This window comes from Nocardioides jiangsuensis (assembly GCF_019679455.1).
In the GTDB taxonomy this organism is placed as follows: domain Bacteria; phylum Actinomycetota; class Actinomycetes; order Propionibacteriales; family Nocardioidaceae; genus Nocardioides_C; species Nocardioides_C jiangsuensis.
In genome coordinates this window covers 738,336-754,716 of the sequence record NZ_JAIEZQ010000002.1, presented here as the reverse complement: position 1 = coordinate 754,716, position 16,381 = coordinate 738,336, and the positions used below count along the sequence as shown (strand labels likewise).

At 73.5% G+C, this 16,381-nt stretch carries 16 protein-coding genes; 9 read left to right on the top strand and 7 right to left on the bottom strand.

Annotated elements, in window-relative coordinates:
- Positions 1 to 41 precede the first annotated feature (41 nt).
- From K1X13_RS12165 to K1X13_RS12155, 3 genes are read right to left on the bottom strand one after another with little or no spacing between them, the layout of a single operon-like run.
- Positions 42 to 1,148, bottom strand: coding sequence for an ABC transporter ATP-binding protein (locus K1X13_RS12165; RefSeq protein WP_221025309.1), 1,107 nt, complete (start codon positions 1,146 to 1,148; stop codon positions 42 to 44).
- A gap of 16 nt (positions 1,149 to 1,164) precedes the next feature.
- Positions 1,165 to 2,868, bottom strand: a complete 1,704-nt coding sequence (locus K1X13_RS12160) for an ABC transporter permease (RefSeq protein WP_221025308.1) — start codon at positions 2,866 to 2,868, stop codon at positions 1,165 to 1,167.
- On the bottom strand, positions 2,865 to 3,884 hold the full coding sequence (locus K1X13_RS12155; RefSeq protein ID WP_221025307.1) for an extracellular solute-binding protein: 1,020 nt from the start codon (positions 3,882 to 3,884) through the stop codon (positions 2,865 to 2,867). Before K1X13_RS12155 ends, K1X13_RS12160 begins: the two co-directional genes overlap by 4 nt.
- 234 nt (positions 3,885 to 4,118) lie before the next feature.
- Between K1X13_RS12155 and K1X13_RS12150 the strand changes: the two genes are divergently transcribed.
- From K1X13_RS12150 to K1X13_RS12125, 6 genes are read left to right on the top strand one after another with little or no spacing between them, the layout of a single operon-like run.
- Positions 4,119 to 4,301 (top strand): hypothetical protein, encoded by a 183-nt coding sequence (locus K1X13_RS12150; RefSeq protein ID WP_221025306.1) that lies wholly within the window; start codon positions 4,119 to 4,121, stop codon positions 4,299 to 4,301.
- Positions 4,298 to 6,100, top strand: a complete 1,803-nt coding sequence (gene acsA, locus K1X13_RS12145; RefSeq protein ID WP_221025305.1) for an acetate--CoA ligase — start codon at positions 4,298 to 4,300, stop codon at positions 6,098 to 6,100. Before K1X13_RS12150 ends, acsA begins: the two co-directional genes overlap by 4 nt.
- Entirely contained in the window at positions 6,100 to 7,095 is a 996-nt protein-coding gene (pdhA, locus tag K1X13_RS12140; RefSeq protein ID WP_221025304.1) for a pyruvate dehydrogenase (acetyl-transferring) E1 component subunit alpha, read from the top strand. The genes acsA and pdhA overlap by 1 nt, the downstream gene beginning before the upstream one ends.
- Position 7,096: 1 nt before the next feature.
- Positions 7,097 to 8,119 (top strand): alpha-ketoacid dehydrogenase subunit beta, encoded by a 1,023-nt coding sequence (locus K1X13_RS12135; protein WP_221025303.1) that lies wholly within the window; start codon positions 7,097 to 7,099, stop codon positions 8,117 to 8,119.
- The gene (locus K1X13_RS12130; protein ID WP_221025302.1) at positions 8,120 to 9,556 is read left to right on the top strand and encodes a dihydrolipoamide acetyltransferase family protein; all 1,437 of its coding nucleotides are present in this window, start codon (positions 8,120 to 8,122) and stop codon (positions 9,554 to 9,556) included.
- Entirely contained in the window at positions 9,553 to 9,804 is a 252-nt protein-coding gene (locus tag K1X13_RS12125) for an acyl carrier protein (RefSeq protein WP_221025301.1), read from the top strand. Before K1X13_RS12130 ends, K1X13_RS12125 begins: the two co-directional genes overlap by 4 nt.
- 36 nt (positions 9,805 to 9,840) lie before the next feature.
- On the opposite strand, the gene K1X13_RS12120 is transcribed toward K1X13_RS12125, so the two are convergent.
- Positions 9,841 to 10,473 (bottom strand): sigma-70 family RNA polymerase sigma factor, encoded by a 633-nt coding sequence (locus K1X13_RS12120; RefSeq protein ID WP_221025300.1) that lies wholly within the window; start codon positions 10,471 to 10,473, stop codon positions 9,841 to 9,843.
- A gap of 155 nt (positions 10,474 to 10,628) precedes the next feature.
- Here K1X13_RS12120 and K1X13_RS12115 point away from each other — a divergent pair, with 155 nt between their 5' ends.
- Positions 10,629 to 11,096, top strand: coding sequence for an ArsI/CadI family heavy metal resistance metalloenzyme (locus K1X13_RS12115; RefSeq protein WP_221025299.1), 468 nt, complete (start codon positions 10,629 to 10,631; stop codon positions 11,094 to 11,096).
- 1 nt (position 11,097) lies between these two features.
- On the top strand, positions 11,098 to 11,937 hold the full coding sequence (locus tag K1X13_RS12110; protein WP_221025298.1) for an AfsR/SARP family transcriptional regulator: 840 nt from the start codon (positions 11,098 to 11,100) through the stop codon (positions 11,935 to 11,937).
- Positions 11,938 to 11,950: 13 nt separating this feature from the next.
- Here K1X13_RS12110 and K1X13_RS12105 read toward each other — a convergent pair whose 3' ends face one another.
- From K1X13_RS12105 to K1X13_RS12095, 3 genes are all read right to left on the bottom strand, one after another.
- On the bottom strand, positions 11,951 to 12,886 hold the full coding sequence (locus K1X13_RS12105; RefSeq protein WP_221025297.1) for a DMT family transporter: 936 nt from the start codon (positions 12,884 to 12,886) through the stop codon (positions 11,951 to 11,953).
- A 274-nt stretch (positions 12,887 to 13,160) separates the two neighbouring features.
- The gene (locus K1X13_RS12100; protein ID WP_221025296.1) at positions 13,161 to 14,063 is read right to left on the bottom strand and encodes a helix-turn-helix domain-containing GNAT family N-acetyltransferase; all 903 of its coding nucleotides are present in this window, start codon (positions 14,061 to 14,063) and stop codon (positions 13,161 to 13,163) included.
- Between the two features lie 151 nt (positions 14,064 to 14,214).
- A complete protein-coding gene (locus K1X13_RS12095) occupies positions 14,215 to 15,405 on the bottom strand; it encodes an MFS transporter (protein ID WP_225914966.1) in 1,191 nt (396 codons plus the stop codon).
- A 44-nt stretch (positions 15,406 to 15,449) separates the two neighbouring features.
- Between K1X13_RS12095 and K1X13_RS12090 the strand changes: the two genes are divergently transcribed.
- Positions 15,450 to 16,376: a CHAD domain-containing protein gene (locus K1X13_RS12090; RefSeq protein ID WP_221025295.1), complete on the top strand. Its 927-nt coding sequence runs from the start codon at positions 15,450 to 15,452 to the stop codon at positions 16,374 to 16,376.
- Positions 16,377 to 16,381: the final 5 nt, after the last annotated feature.

Genomic DNA, 16,381 nt, shown 5'->3' with positions numbered 1-16,381 from the left:
ACGCCGCACGAGTGACGCCTCAACGCCGCACGAGTGACGTCTCAACGAGGGGGTGGGGGCTGCGTGACGGCCTCGTCGCCGACGAGCAGGGTGGGGGTGATCCCGGGTACGACGGACACGGCGACCGCGGTCCCGACGGGGTGGCGCACGCCGTGTGGCTGCCACGACCGCAGCGTGCGGCCCGAGGCGAGCTGCACGGTGTGCAGCACGAACGCCCCGTGGTACTCCACCGCGACGACGTGCGCCTTCGACTCCGGGTCGAGGGTCAGCGCGACCTCGTGCGGGCGGAGCACGACGTCGACGTCCACGTCGCAGTTCGCCCAGCCCGGGACGGTCGAGACGACACCGATCTCGCAGGTGAGCAGCGCGTCGCGGACGTGGGCGGGGAGGAAGTCCGCGTCGCCCATGAACGAGGCCACGAACCGGGTCGCGGGCGCCTCGAAGACCTTCTCCGGGGTGTCGGCCTGTTCGATCACGCCGTCGCGCATCACGACCACCCGGTCCCCGATCGACAGCGCCTCGGTCTGGTCGTGGGTCACGAGCATCGCGGTGGTGCCGGTCTCGCGGAGCACCGCGACGGTGTCGGCGCGGACCTGGGCGCGGAGGTTCTCGTCGAGGCTGGAGAACGGCTCGTCGAGCAGCACCACGGCCGGCCGCGGGGCGAGTGCCCGGGCCAGCGCGACCCGCTGCTGCTCCCCGCCGGAGAGCTCGTGGGGGTAGCGCGACGCGAGGTGGCCCAGCCGGACCAGCTCGAGCACCTCGCCGACCCGGGCGGTGCGCTCTCGGCGCGGCATCTTGTCCAGCCCGAAGGCGACGTTCTGCGCCACCGTCAGGTGCGGGAACAGCGCGTGGTCCTGGAAGACCAGGCCCACCCGCCGCCGCTCGGGCGGCTGCCACGTGCGGCCTCCGGCGACCACGTCGCCGGCGATCCGGATCGTGCCCGCGTCGGGACGCTCCAGCCCGGCGACCAGGCGCAGGGTGGTGGACTTCCCGCAGCCCGAGGGGCCGATCAGCGTGACCAGCTCACCGGGCGCCGCGGTGAGGTCGAGCGAGGAGGCGGCCACCGTGCCGCCGTACGTCTTGGTGACGTCGTCGAGCACGAGGGCAGGGGTGGTCGCGCCGGTGACCGGCGTGAGGGCTGGGTTCATGAGGTCCGCTCGCACGTCAGCCGACCTTCCGGTGCGGGTCGACCAGGCGCACCTGCCGGAACAGGAAGAACACCGGCACGGTCGCGACCGCGACGATCACGAGCGCCGGGAGCGCCGCCTGCCTCCAGAAGTTCTCGGAAGCCAGTTCGTAGACCCACACGGACACCGTAGTGAATCCGAACGGGCGCAGGAGCAGCACGATGGGCAGCTCCTTGACCGCGTCGATCATCACCAGCACCAGCGCGACCGCGACGCCGGGCCGCACGAGCGGCAGGTGCACCCGGGCGAGGATCCGTCGCGGCGAGGCGCCGAGGCTCATCGCGGACAGCGTCATCGTGGGCGAGATCTTGGCGAACGACGCGTCGACCGCCTGGTACGCCGGCGCGAGGAACCGCACGACGTAGGCGTAGAGGATCCCGAGCACCGAGCCGGTGACGAGCAGGCCGGTCCCGCCGGGGACCCCCATCTTCCGCAGCGCGGAGTCGAGGGCGGCGAAGGCGATCAGCACACCGATGCCGACCACCGCGCCGGGGACCGCGTAGCCGAACGTGGTCAGCTGCGAGGCGGTGCGCACGACCCGGCCGCCGCCGAGCCGGAGGGCGTGGCCCATGGTCAGCGCCAGCAGCACGCAGACCAGGGCGGCGATCGCCGCGACCACCGTGCTGTTCACCAGGTACTCGAGGAACCGGGGGTCGAGCAGGCTGCCCGGGTCGGCGACGGCGTCGCCGACCGCCCACACCAGCAGCCGGGCCACCGGGACCACGAAGCCGGCGCCGAGCGCCAGCACGCAGAGCAGGGTGGCGCCCCAGCCGCGCCAGCCCGTGAGCCGGTACGGCTCGAGACCACGGCCGCGGCCGCCCTTCTGGTGGTAGCGGGCGCGGCCGCGCATCAGCCGCTCCCCCGCGAGCACGGCGACCGCGAAGAGCAGCACGAGCGCGGAGAGCTGGGTCGCGGCGTGGAAGTTGAAGAGGCCGTGCCAGACCAGGTAGACGCCGACCGAGACGGTCTGCACGCCGAAGTACTGCACGGTCGCGAAGTCGGTGAGGACCTCCATCATCACCAGCGCCAGCCCGGCCGCGAGGGACGGCCGTGCCAGGGGAAGCAGCACCTTCCAGAACGCCCGGGCCCGGCTCGCGCCGAGGGTCCGCGCGGCGTCGTAGGTGCCGGGCGCCTGCTCCACGAGGGCGGCGCGCGCGAGCAGGTAGACGTAGGGGTAGAGGGTCAGCGACATGACGATGATCGCGCCGGGCAGCGAGCGGACGTCGGGGGTCCACACGTCGGGGCCGAACACCGAGCGCAGCCCGGTCTGCACCGGGCCGGAGATGTCGAAGGTGGAGAGGAAGACGAAGCCGAGGATGTACGCCGGCATCGCCAGCGGCAGCACGAGCAGCCAGACCAGCATGTCGCGCAGCGGGAACCGGTAGGCCGTGACCAGCCAGGCGAGACCACCGCCCACGACGAGGGTCCCGAGCCCGACCCCGACCATCAGCGCGACCGTGGTGACCACCATCGAGCCGAGGCCCCGCGGCAGCGCGAGCGAGGTCGAGGTGACCGCCTCCACCACCACCGCCACCACCGGGGTGGCGACGAGGGCGGCGATGAGCAGGACGAGCAGCGACCACGCCGGGCGGCCCGTGCCGCTGGTCCGACGTGGTCGTGCCGGGTGGCGCGTGCCGGGTGTCTCGGGGGTGCCGTCCGCCCGGACGACGGTCTCGGTCACTGGTAGCCGGCCTCCGCGAGCAGGTCGGTGGCCTCGGCGTTGAGGTCGCCGTACGCCTCGGCGTCGATCGGCATCCGCTTGAACTCCCCGAACCCCTTGATCAGCTGCTCGGGCTCGACGTCGGGGTTGACCGGGTACTCGTGGTTCCCGTCGACGAAGGCGCTCTGGCCGTCGGTGGCGAGCCACTCGAGCAGCTGCTGGGCCTGCTTCGGGTTGTCGGAGGACTCGACCACGCCGGCCCCGGAGATGTTCGCGTGGGTGCCCGCGCCGTCCTGGCTGGCCCAGAACAGCTTGACGTTCAGGTCCGGGTTCTCGGTGAGTTCACGCGCGTAGTAGTAGTGGTTGACGAGCGCGACGTCGCAGGCGCCGGAGTCGAGCGCCTCGAGCAGCAGGATGTCGTTGCTCATGATCTCGACGTCGTTGGCGACCCAGCCCTCGACGATCCCGAGCGTCTTCTCCCGCCCGTAGAGGTCGATCAGGCTGGCGACCAGGGACTGGGTGTAGGCCTCGGTCTCGTCGCGCATGCAGAGCCGGCCCTTCCACTTCGGGTCGGCGAGGTCGGCGTAGGTGTCCTTGGTGTCGAACTCCGAAGGGTCCACCGCGTCCGGGTTGTAGGCCACGGTGCGGGCGCGCAGCGCGAGGCCGTACCAGCGGCCCTGCGGGTCCCGGAGGTCCGCGGGCACCGCGCCGTCGAGCTCGGCGGACTTCAGGGGGGCGAGCTCGTCGTCCTGCGCGGCCTTCCACAGGTTGCCGGCGTCCACGGTCATGTAGACGTCCGCGGGGGTCTCGGCGCCCTCGGCCTTCAGCCGCTGGAGCAGCTCGGCGTCGTCGCCGTACAGGAAGTCCACGGTGATGCCGGTCTCGTCGGTGAAGTCGGCGAACGCCTCCTCGAGGTCGTAGTGCCGTGCGGAGTACACCTGGAGGTCGGCGGGCTCCTCGCCGATCCCGAGCACGCCGCAGCCGGAGACGGCGGCGGACAGCGCGAGCGCGGCGGCGACCAGGGACGTACGGCGCATTCGGACTCCTCACGAACGCGCGAGACGTTCGATCGACGAACTGGAACTAAGGCAAGGCTAACCTGTACCGCCGCAGGCGGCCGCATGGTGTCCGTCACTCCGCTCCGGGCCGGGTCCCAGGCGCCTCCCCGGGCGGGCCGGAGGTGCCGCGGATTCGGGCCGTTCGCCCCTAGGACGTGCCCCCCGCCGGGCGCACGGTGAAGGTGAGTGCGGGGACAGCACGAGGAGCCAGCCATGAACGAGCGAGAGCGGTTCGACGCCCAGCGCGAGGCCAAGAACGAGGCAGCGGGCCCGACCAGCAGGTCCACCCGGGAGCGGATCGCGGCCGGCCTCAACCAGTACCTGTCGGCGGAGGCCCGGCACGCACGGAAGGCCGCCAAGGAGGAGCAGGAACGCGAACGGCGGGACCGCGGATGAGCGGCCCCACGGTCGGGGTGGACGCCCGGACCGGTGCGCCGGCGGAGTCGGGGGACGACGCCGCGCGGGCGAGCGCCGAGGTCTGGCGGGCGGCACGCCGCCTGCTCGACGGCCTGCCCGGGGACCGCGGGCTCAACATCGCGCACGAGGCCGTCGACCGGCACGTGCTGCACGGGGACGGCGGCGTGGTCGCGCTGCGTTGCGTGGCCCCCGACGAGAGCGTCTCCGAGGTGACCTACGCCGACCTGGCCTCGCTGACCAACCGGTTCGCCCGGGTCCTCGACCGGCTCGGGGTCGCGCCGGGCGAGGCGGTCTTCTCGCTGCTCGGCCGCGGCCTGGAGACCTACGTGACGGCGCTGGGCACCCTCAAGCACACCAGCCTGTACTGCCCGCTGTTCGCGGCGTTCGGCCCGGAGCCGGTCCGCGAACGCCTGCGCCTCGGCCACGGGCGCGTGCTGGTCACCACCTACGACCTGTATCGCCGCCGGGTCGCCCCGGTCCGCGACGGGCTGCCCGACCTCCGGCACGTCCTGCTCGTGGACGCCGTACCGCCGGCCGGGCCGGACGGCGCCGCGGCGGGGACCGCCGTCCCGGGCACGCTGTCCTGGGCCGCGCTGCTCGACGACGCCGACGACAGCTACGAGATCCCCGCCACCGACCCCGAGACGCCGGCGCTGCTGCACTTCACCAGCGGTACCACCGGCAAGCCCAAGGGCGCGGTGCACGTGCACGAGGCCGTCGTCGCCCACCACGCCACCGGCGCGCACGCGCTCGGGCTGCGTGGCGGCGACGTGTTCTGGTGCACCGCGGACCCGGGCTGGGTCACCGGGACGTCGTACGGCATCGTCGCCCCGCTCACCCACGGGGTGACCGTGGTCTGCGACGCCGGCGAGTTCAACGCCCGCCGCTGGTACCGGATCCTCCAGGGGCACCGGGTCACCGTCTGGTACACCGCGCCCACCGCGCTGCGGATGCTGATGCGCACCGGCGGTGAGCTCGCGCGGGAGTACGACCTGTCCGCGCTGCGGCACGTCGCCAGCGTCGGCGAGCCGCTGAACCCCGAGGCCGTGGTCTGGGGCCAGGAGACCTTCGACCGGCCGGTGCTCGACAACTGGTGGCAGACCGAGACCGGCGCGATCATGATCAGCAACGAGCCCGGTTCCCCGGTCCGCCCCGGGTCGATGGGGGTGCCCGTGCCCGGGGTCGTGGCCACGGTGCTCGAGCGCGGGGACGACGGGCGCGCGCTCGTGGTGGACGGCGCGGTGCGCGAGGTGACCGACCCCGGCGGCACCGGCGAGCTCGCGCTGCGCCCCGGCTGGCCGTCGATGTTCCGCGGCTACCTCGACGACGAGGCGCGCTACCGGCGGTGCTTCGCCGGCGGCTGGTACCTCACGGGCGACCTCGCCCGGCGCGACGAGGACGGCTACTACTGGTTCGTGGGCCGCGCCGACGACGTGATCAAGTCCGCCGGCCACCTGATCGGCCCGTTCGAGGTCGAGAGCGCGCTGATGGAGCACCCCGCGGTCGCCGAGGCCGGCGTGATCGGCAAGCCCGACCCGGTCGCCGGCGAGGTGGTCAAGGCGTTCGTCACCCTGCGCCGCGGCTTCGAGCCGACCGAGGACCTGCGGCTCGAGCTCGTCGCGTTCGGCCGGCGCCGGCTCGGCTCGGTCGCCCCACGCGAGATCGCCTTCGACCAGAACCTCCCCCACACCCGCAGCGGCAAGGTGATGCGCCGGCTGCTCAAGGCCCGCGAGCTCGGGCTTCCCGAGGGGGACCTCTCCACCCTGGAGCGTGTGTGATGACCCAGACCCTGGACCGCGAGCCGGCCGCCGACGTCCGGCACCGGCTCGACCTGCTGCGCGAGATGGTGCGGATCCGGCTCTTCGAGGAGCGCTGCGTGGAGCTCTACAGCGCCGCGAAGATCCGGGGCTTCCTGCACGTCGCGATCGGCGAGGAGGCGGTCGCGGTCGGCGTGAACGCCGTGCTCGACGAGGGCGACGCCGTCGTGTCGACGTACCGCGAGCACGGGCACGCGATCGCCCGCGGGATGTCCATGGACTCGGTGATGGCCGAGATGTACGGCAAGGCCACCGGCTGCAGCCGCGGCCGGGGCGGGTCGATGCACCTGTTCGACGTGGGCCGCCGGTTCTACGGCGGCAACGCGATCGTGGCCGGCGGGCTGCCGTTGGCGATCGGGCTCGCGCTCGCCGACAAGATGCGCATGCGGCCCACCGTGACGGTCTGCTTCTTCGGCGACGGCGCGTTCGCCGAGGGCGAGTTCCACGAGTGTGTGAACCTGGCCGCGCTGTGGCGGCTGCCGGTGCTGTTCGCGTGCGAGAACAACCTGTACGCGATGGGCACCGCGATCGCCCGGGCGCAGGCCGAGACCGACCTGGCACTGCGTGCGGCGTCGTACGGCATCGCCGCCTGGCCGGTCGACGGGATGGACGTGGTCGCGGTCGAGGAGGCCGCGGACCGCGCCGTGGACCGGATCCGCGCCGGCGGCGGCCCGTGCTTCCTCGAGCTTCGTACCTACCGGTTCCGGGCGCACTCGATGTACGACCCGGAGCGCTACCGGGACAAGGCCGAGGTGGCCCGCTGGCGCGAGCGCGACCCGATCGACCTGCTGACCCACCAACTGACCGCCGAGGGCGGGCTCAGCGCCGAGGCCCGCGACGCGATGGCCGCGGAGGTCACCGCCGAGGTGGACCGGGCGGTGGCGGCGGCCGAGGCGGCGCCGCTGGAGCCGGCCGAGGACCTCGAGCGGTTCGTGTACACGGAGACGGAGGCGTGAGATGACCACGCTCAGCACGGGGGCCACCCCGGTGCCGGCTGCCACCGGGACCGTCGAGACGACGTACCGGGAGGCGCTGCGCGAGGCGCTCCGGGAGGCGCTGCGCGAGGACGACCGGGTCTTCCTGATGGGCGAGGACGTCGGGATGTACGGCGGCTGCTTCGCCGTCAGCCTCGGGCTGCTCGAGGAGTTCGGTCCCGAGCGGGTGCGAGACACCCCGCTCTCGGAGTCCGGCTTCGTCGGCGCGGGCATCGGCGCCGCGCTCGCCGGGCTGCGGCCGGTCGTCGAGATCATGACCGTGAACTTCAGCCTGCTCGCGCTCGACCAGATCCTCAACAACGCCGCGACCCTCTCGCACATGTCCGGCGGCCAGCTGCACGTGCCGCTGGTGATCCGGATGACCACTGGCGCCGGCCGGCAGCTCGCGGCGCAGCACTCGCACAGCCTGGAGGGCTGGTACGCGCACATCCCCGGGATCAAGGTGATCGCGCCGGCGACCGTCGAGGACGCGCGCGGCATGCTGTGGACCGCGCTCGAGGACCCCGACCCGGTGCTGCTGTTCGAGCACGGCACCCTCTACACGATGACCGGGACGCTCCCCCGGGACGCCGGGCACGTGGACATCACCCGGGCCGCCGTACGGCGGGAGGGCCGGGACGTGACCCTGGTCAGCTACGGCGGGACGCTGCACAAGGCGCTCGCCGCGGCCGACGTGCTCGCCGGGTCCGGGGTGGCGGCCGAGGTGCTCGACCTGCGCAGCCTGCGCCCGCTCGACGACGCGACGATCGCCGCCTCGGTCCGCAAGACGCACCGCGCGGTGGTCGTCGACGAGGGCTGGCGCAGCGGTGGCCTCTCCGCGGAGGTCAGCGCGCGGATCACCGAGCAGTGCTTCTACGACCTCGACGGCCCGGTGGAGCGGGTGTGCTCGGCGGAGGTGCCGATCCCCTACGCCCAGCACCTCGAGCAGGCCGCGCTGCCGCAGGTCGACCAGGTCGTCGCCGCCGCCCGGAGGGTGGTGGGGTGAGTGGCCGCCGACTTCACGATGCCGTCGCTCGGCGCCGACATGGACGCCGGGACGCTGGTGGAGTGGCTCGTCCACGAGGGTGACGTCGTGCACCGCGGGGACCCGATGGCGGTGGTGGACACCGACAAGTCCGCGATCGAGGTGGAGTCCTTCGACGACGGCGTCGTGCAGACGCTGCTGGTCGAGCCCGGGGCCCGGGTCGCGGTGGGCACGCCGATGGCCCGGCTCGGTCCCGCGGAGGCTCCCGCGCCGGTGGCTCCCGCGCCGGTGGCTCCCGCGGAGGTACCCGCGGCTCCCGCAGCCGAGGCAGAGGCTCCGGCCCCGGTCGCCGCGGCAGCCGGTCCCGCGCCGGCGGTCCAGCCCGCGACCGAGCCCGTGACCACCCCGCGGCGGCGCGCCGCACGACCTCCGGCCCGTCCCCGGGCCCATCCCGCCTCCCCTCCGGTGCGGCACCACGCGGCCGAGCTCGGCGTGGACCTGACGTCGGTGGACGGCACCGGCGCGGGTGGCCGGGTCACCCGCGCCGACGTGGACCGCGCCGCCGCCGCGCGACACCGGCCGCCGGCGGCCGCCCGACGGGTCTCGCCCTACGCCCGCCGCCTGGCCGAGGAGCTCGGCGTGGACGTGGACCAGGTGGTCGGCACCGGACCCGGGGGCGCGGTCCGCGCCGACGACGTGCAGGCGGCCGCCGTACCGGCAGCGCGGCGCGAAGCGCCGGAGGTAGCGCCGGCCGAACCCGCGCCCGCCGCACCGACACCGCCGGCCCCGGCACGCGCGGCCGGGTCACGCGACGCGATCGCGGCGCTGATGGGCCGGGCGAAGCGCGAGATCCCGCACTACTACGTCGCGACCACGGTCGACCTGGGTCCGCTGACGGACTGGCTGCGCAGGACCAACCGGGAGCGCCCGGTCGCCGAGCGGCTCGTCCCGGCCGCTGCGCTCCTGCGGGCGACCGCGCTCGCCGCGCGCGCGGTGCCCGAGCTCAACGGCTTCTGGGTCGACGGCCGCTTCGTGCCCGGCGAGGACGTCCACCTCGGGGTCGCGGTGTCGGTCCGTGGCGGGCCGCTCGTCGCCCCGGCGATCCACGGCGCCGCCGACCTCGACCTGCCCACGACCATGCAGCGGCTGCGCGACCTCGTGGCCCGGGCCCGGGCGGGCCGGCTGCGCCGCGCCGAGATGGCCGAGCCGACGCTGACCGTGACCGACCTCGGCGACCAGGGGGTCGAGGAGGTGATCGGCGTGATCTACCCGCCGCAGGTGGCGCTGGTCGGGGTGGGCCGGGTCGTGGAGCGTCCCTGGGCCGTCGACGGGATGCTCGGGGTGCGCCCCGTCGTACGCCTCACCCTCTCCGGGGACCACCGCGCCACCGACGGGTCCACCGGCGCGCGCTTCCTGGCCACGATCGACCGACTGCTGCAACACCCGGAGGAGCTATGACCACCACGCCGGCGCAGGCGCGCACGATGGTCGGCACCGCGATCCTGCGGATCGTGCCCGACGCGGACGTCGACGGGGTCTCCCCCGACGCCGACCTGCGGCAGACCTTCGACCTCGACTCGCTGGACTTCCTGAGCTTCGTCGAGCTGCTCACCCAGCAGAGCGGGGTGCGGATCGAGGAGGACGACTACCCCGAGCTGGCCACGATGGCCAGCACCCAGGCGTTCCTCGCCCGCCGCAGCGGCTGACCACCACCCCCGTACGGCGGCGCCAGGACGCGGCGTTCACATGCCAGCGCGCTCGCCCCGGACGGCGGCGCTCTCCGCCGAGTCGTCGGCACAACCGCAGGAGCCGGCGTTCGGTGCGTAGTCGGCCAGTGCGCCGCTCGAGTCGGTCTGGATCTGGCAACAGGCCGTCAACTGTTCCTTGAGCTCACGTCGAGCGCGCTGCACACGTGACTTCATCCCGGACACGGAGATGCCGAGCTGCTCCGCTGCCTCCCGGTGCGTCTGCCCGTCCAGGTCCACGCGGGTCAGGGCATCGCGAGCGGTCGGGTGAAGCCGACCCAGCATCGGCTGTAGACACCGAGCGAGCTCACGGGTGGCATCGTTGGGCAGGTTCCCGGAGGTGTCCGGTGCGGGCCAGCGGTCCAGGTCGATGTCGCCGTCGTGGCGGCGTCGGGTCCGGTAGTGGTCGATGACCGCGTTGCGGGCCGCTCGGTAGAGCCAGGCCATGACGTTGTCCACCCGGTCCAGCGCCCCCGAGGAGATGCCGCGCACCACGATGTCCTGGGTGATGTCAGCGGCGAGCTCCGGGTCCCCGACCCGTGCGGCGATGAAGCCCCGCAACCGGTCCAGGGTCTCGCCCCACTCCTGGTTGCGGCGCTCGGTGGTGCTCTCGCCCGATGCGTTCGTCATCGCCATCCTCCGCGCCTGTCCATCGTAGAAGACGAAGCAGCCGGGAGATGGACGCATCGCGGGCCAGACACGGGGGCGTGCGTCCCTCGTCGGGTGGCTTCGTCTACAGGGGTGGCCTCCGCAACCGGCGGAAGCAGGACCGTGAGGAGTTCCCGATGACCACCAGCCGCATCCAGCTCGCGCTCAACGTCGCCGACATCGAGGCGGCCACCAAGTTCTACGCCGACATGTTCGGGGTTCAGCCCGCCAAGCAGCGACCGGGCTACGCGAACTTCGTCGTGGCCGACCCTCCGCTGAAGCTGGTGCTCTTCGAGAACGCCGGCGCAGTGTCCCCGCTCAACCACCTCGGCGTGGAGGTCGCCTCGACCGCCGACGTACTCGCCGCCACCCGCCGGTTCACCGACGCCGGCCTCGCGCACACCACCGCCGAGGTGGACGCCTGTTGCCACGCCGTCCAGGACAAGGCGTGGGTCGAGGCCCCCGACGTCCCGCTCGGCGCCTGGGAGTTCTACACCGTGCTCGACGACGACCCGACGACCGAGCAGGCATCGACCGGGACGTGCTGCGCCACAGGCCCGGCTGACGCCATCCCCTGCTGTGCCGGCAGCGCCCAGGAGGTGTGAGATGGCCGCCTACGGATCCGTCGTCGAGGGGGTCCGCCACGCTGCCGGCTCCGCCTCGAGCCCGGGGCCCAGGGTCGCCGCTTCCGCGCGGGTCGAGGTGCGGCTGCTCGGCGGCTTCCAGGTCCGGGTCGACGGCCGCACCCTCCCCCCGCGCCACTGGTCGCGGAGGCACAGTGCGGCCCTGGTCAAGCTGCTCGCCCTCGCGCCCGGCCGGAGCCTGCACCGTGAGCAGGTCATCGACGCGCTGTGGCCAGAGCTCGGCATCGACCACGCGGCCCCCCGCCTCCACAAGGCAGCGCACTACGCCCGCAAGGCCCTGGGTCACCGGGACGCCGTCGTCCTCAACGCCGAAACCGTGCGGTTGTACCCCGATGACGACGTGGACATCGACGGAGCGCGGTTCCAGCAGTCCGCCGTGTCCGCGATCGCCGACGGGGGCGTTGCGGCGGCCAAGGCGGCGCTCGCGTTGTACGAAGGCGAGCTGCTGCCCGAGGACCTCTACGAACCGTGGGCCGAACAGCCCCGGCTGCACCTGAGTCGCCTGCACACCGAGCTGCTGCACCAGGCCCAGGACTGGCACCAGGTCCTCGCCGCCGACTCGACCAACGAGCCCGCACACCTCGCGCTGGCCCAGCGGTACCTCGAGCGTGGAGACCGGCCAGCAGCGTTGCGGCAGCTCGACTGGCTCGACCGCGTCATGCACCACGAGCTCGGACTGGGGCCGAGTCAGCGAGCGCTGGAGCTGCGACAGCGCATCGAGACTGTGGCCCCAGACCGACCGTGCTGCCGGGACACAGCGCCAGAGCCGTTGTCGGCGCGGCTGACCGTTGGAGCCGGGTGAACATGCGGCCATGTCAGGCGTGCGCGACGGGTTCGACTGCGGCGGCGGTGCGCTGACGGACCGCGATCGCGGCGGTTGCGGCCACGATGACGACCGCGCCGGCCCACTGTCGCGGCTCGAGCCGCTCCCCGGCCACATAGCCGGCCGCGAGGCCGAACACCGGGATCAGCGGCAGGAACGACCCGGCCACCGAGGCAGGCACCCGGCGCAGGCCGGTGACGAAGAACCAGAACCCGGCGCCGTAGTACAAGATTCCGGACGCTGCCGCGCTCAGCCAGTCCCCGGCACCGTGGCCGCCGAGGTCCCAGCCGGGGCCGCCAGCCACCTCGACGGCTGTGGCCAGCGCGACCGCGAACACCAGCGCGGCCGCCTGCTGGGCGAGCACCACGTTCAACGAGGAGTCGTCGAGCAGCAGGCGTCGCGTCAGGACCGAGTACAGGGCACAGAACCCGATGGAGACCAGGGTGAGCGTGATGCCGACCGAGTCGCCGGTGGCGCCGGGCTGGTACACGACCAGCAGCACCCCGGCGATGGCCACGGCGACCGCCGCCGCGAGCGCAGGTGGGATGTGTTCGCGGAGCATGAGCGCGGCGAGCAGCATGATGACGACCGGTTCGAGGGCCCACATCAGGACCGACATGCTGGCGGTGATCGTCGTCAGCCCGATCAGGCCCAGCGCGTAGGCGATGCCCGGGTTGAGGACGCCGAGGGCGGCGAGCCGGCGCACGGGCGGCGTCCAGGCGAACGGCTCACGGCGGGCAAGGGCGATGACGAGCAGGAAGGCGCAGCTGGCGACCAGCTGCACGGGGAGAAGGGTGAGGGGCGCGAGGTCGCCGACGACCTGCTTGGAGACGACGGTGCCGGTACCCCAGCATGCGGCGGCGGCGACCAGGGCCGCGACCGCGCTCCGCGCCATGGGCGCGCGACCAGGTGAGGTGTGGTGGTGCATGGTGATGCTCCGATGGAAGACGAGGTGGGCAGGACTCAGCGTCGGCGCCGCAGGGCGGCGCCGGTGGCGCTAGTTCGCCGCGTCTTCCTCGCAGCAGTCGTAGGCGGGCACCCGGCACGGCTTCGCCGGCCGACGCGTGCACACCTGTCCTCCCATGGCCGTCACGGTCCTCCCGTCCAGGAGAGGTAGTAGCCGGTCGTCAGCCCCGCTTGCCCGCCGCCGATGACGGCCGGCCCGGGCTCGCAGGCCGAAGTAGTGGTCGGCGCCTGGATGCTCATGTGATCTCGCTACGGCGCTCGAGCAGGACGGTGTCGCGCCAGACGCCGTCGAGCTGGGCAATGCGGGTCCGCACCGCCAGGATGCGGTAGCCGGCGGAGCGGTGCAGGGCCAGGCTGGCGCGGTTCTCCGGGAAGATCGATGTCTGCAGGGTCCACATGCCGGCCCGATCGACCTCGGTGACCTGGGTGAACAGCAGCGCCTTGCCGACCCCGCGTCCGCGCGCGGACTCGGTGACGTAGATCGAGGTCTCCCCCACGCCGGCGTAGCACTCACGGTCCGAGACCGGCACCACGGCGGTCCAGCCGACCACCTGGCCGTGAAGCTCGGCGACCCACGCCATCCCCGGCACCCATTTGGTCTGCAGCTGCTTGGCGGTGGGCAGCTTGGTCTCGAAGGTGGCGTTGCGGGTGGCCAGGCCCTCCTCGTAGATGGCCAGCACCGTGGGCATGTCCTCCTCGGTCACCGGACGCGTGGTGACGTCGGCGGGGAGGTCCTCGGGGCAGCACGGCGGCGAGGACAGGGTGCCCATGACGACGTCGGCGGCGTGTGGGAGGCCGGTGCAGCAGGCCGGGTTGACCGAGACCATGCTCGAGGTGCCGACCTTGTCGACCACCACGAACCCGACCTTCTTCAGCATCTCCACGTGGTGAGAGCAGGTGGACTGGCTGATCGCCAGGGACTCGGCGAGGTCGCCGATCCGCATGGCGCCCGCCGGTGAGGTCGAGAGAGTGTGCAGCAACCGCACCCGGGTGGGGTCCGCGAGCAGCGAGAACCACTCCGCGTAAGTCTCGGCGTCACCCTTGTTCAGGCTCGGTGCGGATCGCTGCGAGTCGGCTTCGAGCAGCGGCACCTCGCGACGGCCCCGCGGCGAGACGTCGGTGACTGGTGAAGACGTCATGACGAAAGGATACCGCGCTTTCATCGATCGCGATCGATACAGTCTTGGATCAATCGACGCCCGTCGATGAACTTGGCGTCCTCGAAGCCGGACCGGACGCAGACGCCGCCCTCCACGTGTCGGCGCGAGGAGCCCACCAGGGCGCGACGGGTCAGCGAGGGGCAGGGGGCCGTGCGGCGGGCACGACGAGCGCCGAGGGCACGAGCAGCAGCGCGACGAGCAGCAGCGCCCTGAGCACACCCACCTGGTCGCCGAGGAAGCCGAGCACCGGCGGGCCGGCGAGGAAGGCGGTGTACCCGATCGTGGAGACCACGCTGACCCGCGCGGCGGCGTGCGTCTCCTCGTCGGCGGCCGCGCTCATCCCGACCGGGAAGCCGAGCGAGGCGCCGAGCCCCCAGAGCACGATCCCGGCGGCGACCACGACGAGCACCTGGCCGAACACCACGAGCAGCACGCCGACACCGGCCACCGCCATGCACCCCCACAGCACCGGGAGCCGGCCGAACCGGTCCAACAGCAGCGTGCCCACCATCCGCCCCGACGTCATCGCGGCGACGAACAGCGCGAACCCGCTCGCGCCGAGCCACGCGGGGACGGCGTACCCGTCGACCAGCGCCACAGCGAGCCAGTCGTTGGCGACGCCCTCGGTGAGCGCCATCGACAGCACCATGAGCCCGATCGCCAGGGTCCGCGGCTCGGTCCACGCCCGCCACGGGCTGCGCCGTTCCTCGGTCGCATCCTCCTCCGCCCCGGCGGGCAGGAACCCGCGGACGACGGCGAGCGGCACGCCCACCACCAGCACGGAGGCGAACGCCAGGTGCGCGGAGACCGCGACACCCAGGCCCGCGGCGGCCGCCCCCACCGCCGCGCCGGCGACCGTGCCGAGGCTGAACGCCGCGTGGAACCGGGGCATGATCGTGCGCCCGATCTCCCGCTCCACCGCCGCGCCCTCCACGTTCATCGCGACGTCCCAGGTGCCGGACCCGAAACCGAGCAGGAACAGGCCGAGCGCGGTGACCCAGAGCTGCTCGAGCGGGCCCGCCCCGACCCCCGTCAGGGCCAGCCCCACGGCGTCGAGCGCGGCCGCCGCGGCGACCACCCGGGTGGCGCCGAACCGGTGCACCCAGGTCCCGGCCGAGGGCAGCGCGATCACCGACCCGACCGACAGCGCGAGGAGCAGGGTGCCGAGCTGCCCCGGGGTCAGCCCGAGGGCGGTGCGTGCCTCGGGGATCCGGGACACCCAGCTCGCGAACGCGAACCCGTTGAGGCCGAACACGATCGCGACCGCGTTGCGGGCCCGGACGGCACGGGCGGCGGAGGCGGCGGTCGAGGCAGGGCGCATGGCCACGATTGTCCCGCAGGCCCGCGGTGCGCTATGACAACAGGGTGGACGCCTCGACGCCGGCCGGCGCGCCCGCCGCGCAGGTGGTGGGCGGCTACCTGCGCGAGCAGGCCGCCGAGCTCGCCGCGCGCGCCCCGCAGGTCTGCCGCGACGAGCCGGACGCGGTGCACAAGATGCGGGTCGCCACCCGCAGGCTGCGGTCCGCGCTGACGACGTACCGGCCCCTGCTCCGGAAGAAGCCGACCCGCACGCTGAAGCACGAGCTGACCTGGCTGGCCGGGGTGCTCGGCGCGGCCCGGGACTCCGAGGTGCTGCACGCGCGCGTGCTGGCGGTGCGGGCGGGGCTGCCGGCCCAGGCGTCGAGCCCCTCCACGGCCCCCGCCCCCGGCCCGGCCGCTGCTGGGCTCGCAGTACCGGCCGGTCACGTGCTCGACCGGGTGGCGGAGCACCTCGTCGGCGTGCACCGCGACGCGATGGCCGAGGTGACCCGGGCGCTCGGGTCGCAGCGGTACGCCGCGCTGCGGGAGCGTCTCGACGCCTACGTCACCCGTCCGCCCTGGAAGAAGGCGGCGGCCCGCCGTGCCGGGTCGGTGCTGCCGAGGTTCGTCCGCGGCGCCTGGAAGCGGGTACGCCGCCGGGCCGAGGCGGCGGAGGCTGCCCGGTCGCACGCCGAGCGTGTGGTGCACCTGCACGAGGTGCGCAAGGCGGCGAAGCGGGCACGCTACGCCGCGGAGAGCGTCGAGGGGGTGTACGGCGACCCGGCGAGACGGTTCGCCGAGGCGATGCAGGAGCTGCAGGACGTGCTCGGCGAGCACCAGGACAGCGTCGTCGCGCAGCACCTCGTCGAGGACCTCGGCCACCCCGAGCTCGTGGAACGGGAGCTGGCGCTGCAGCGGGACCGCGAGCAGGAGTACCTCGCGCTGTGGGAACGGGTCTCCAGTCCGGAGCTCAGGGGGTGGCTCCGGACGTGAGACCC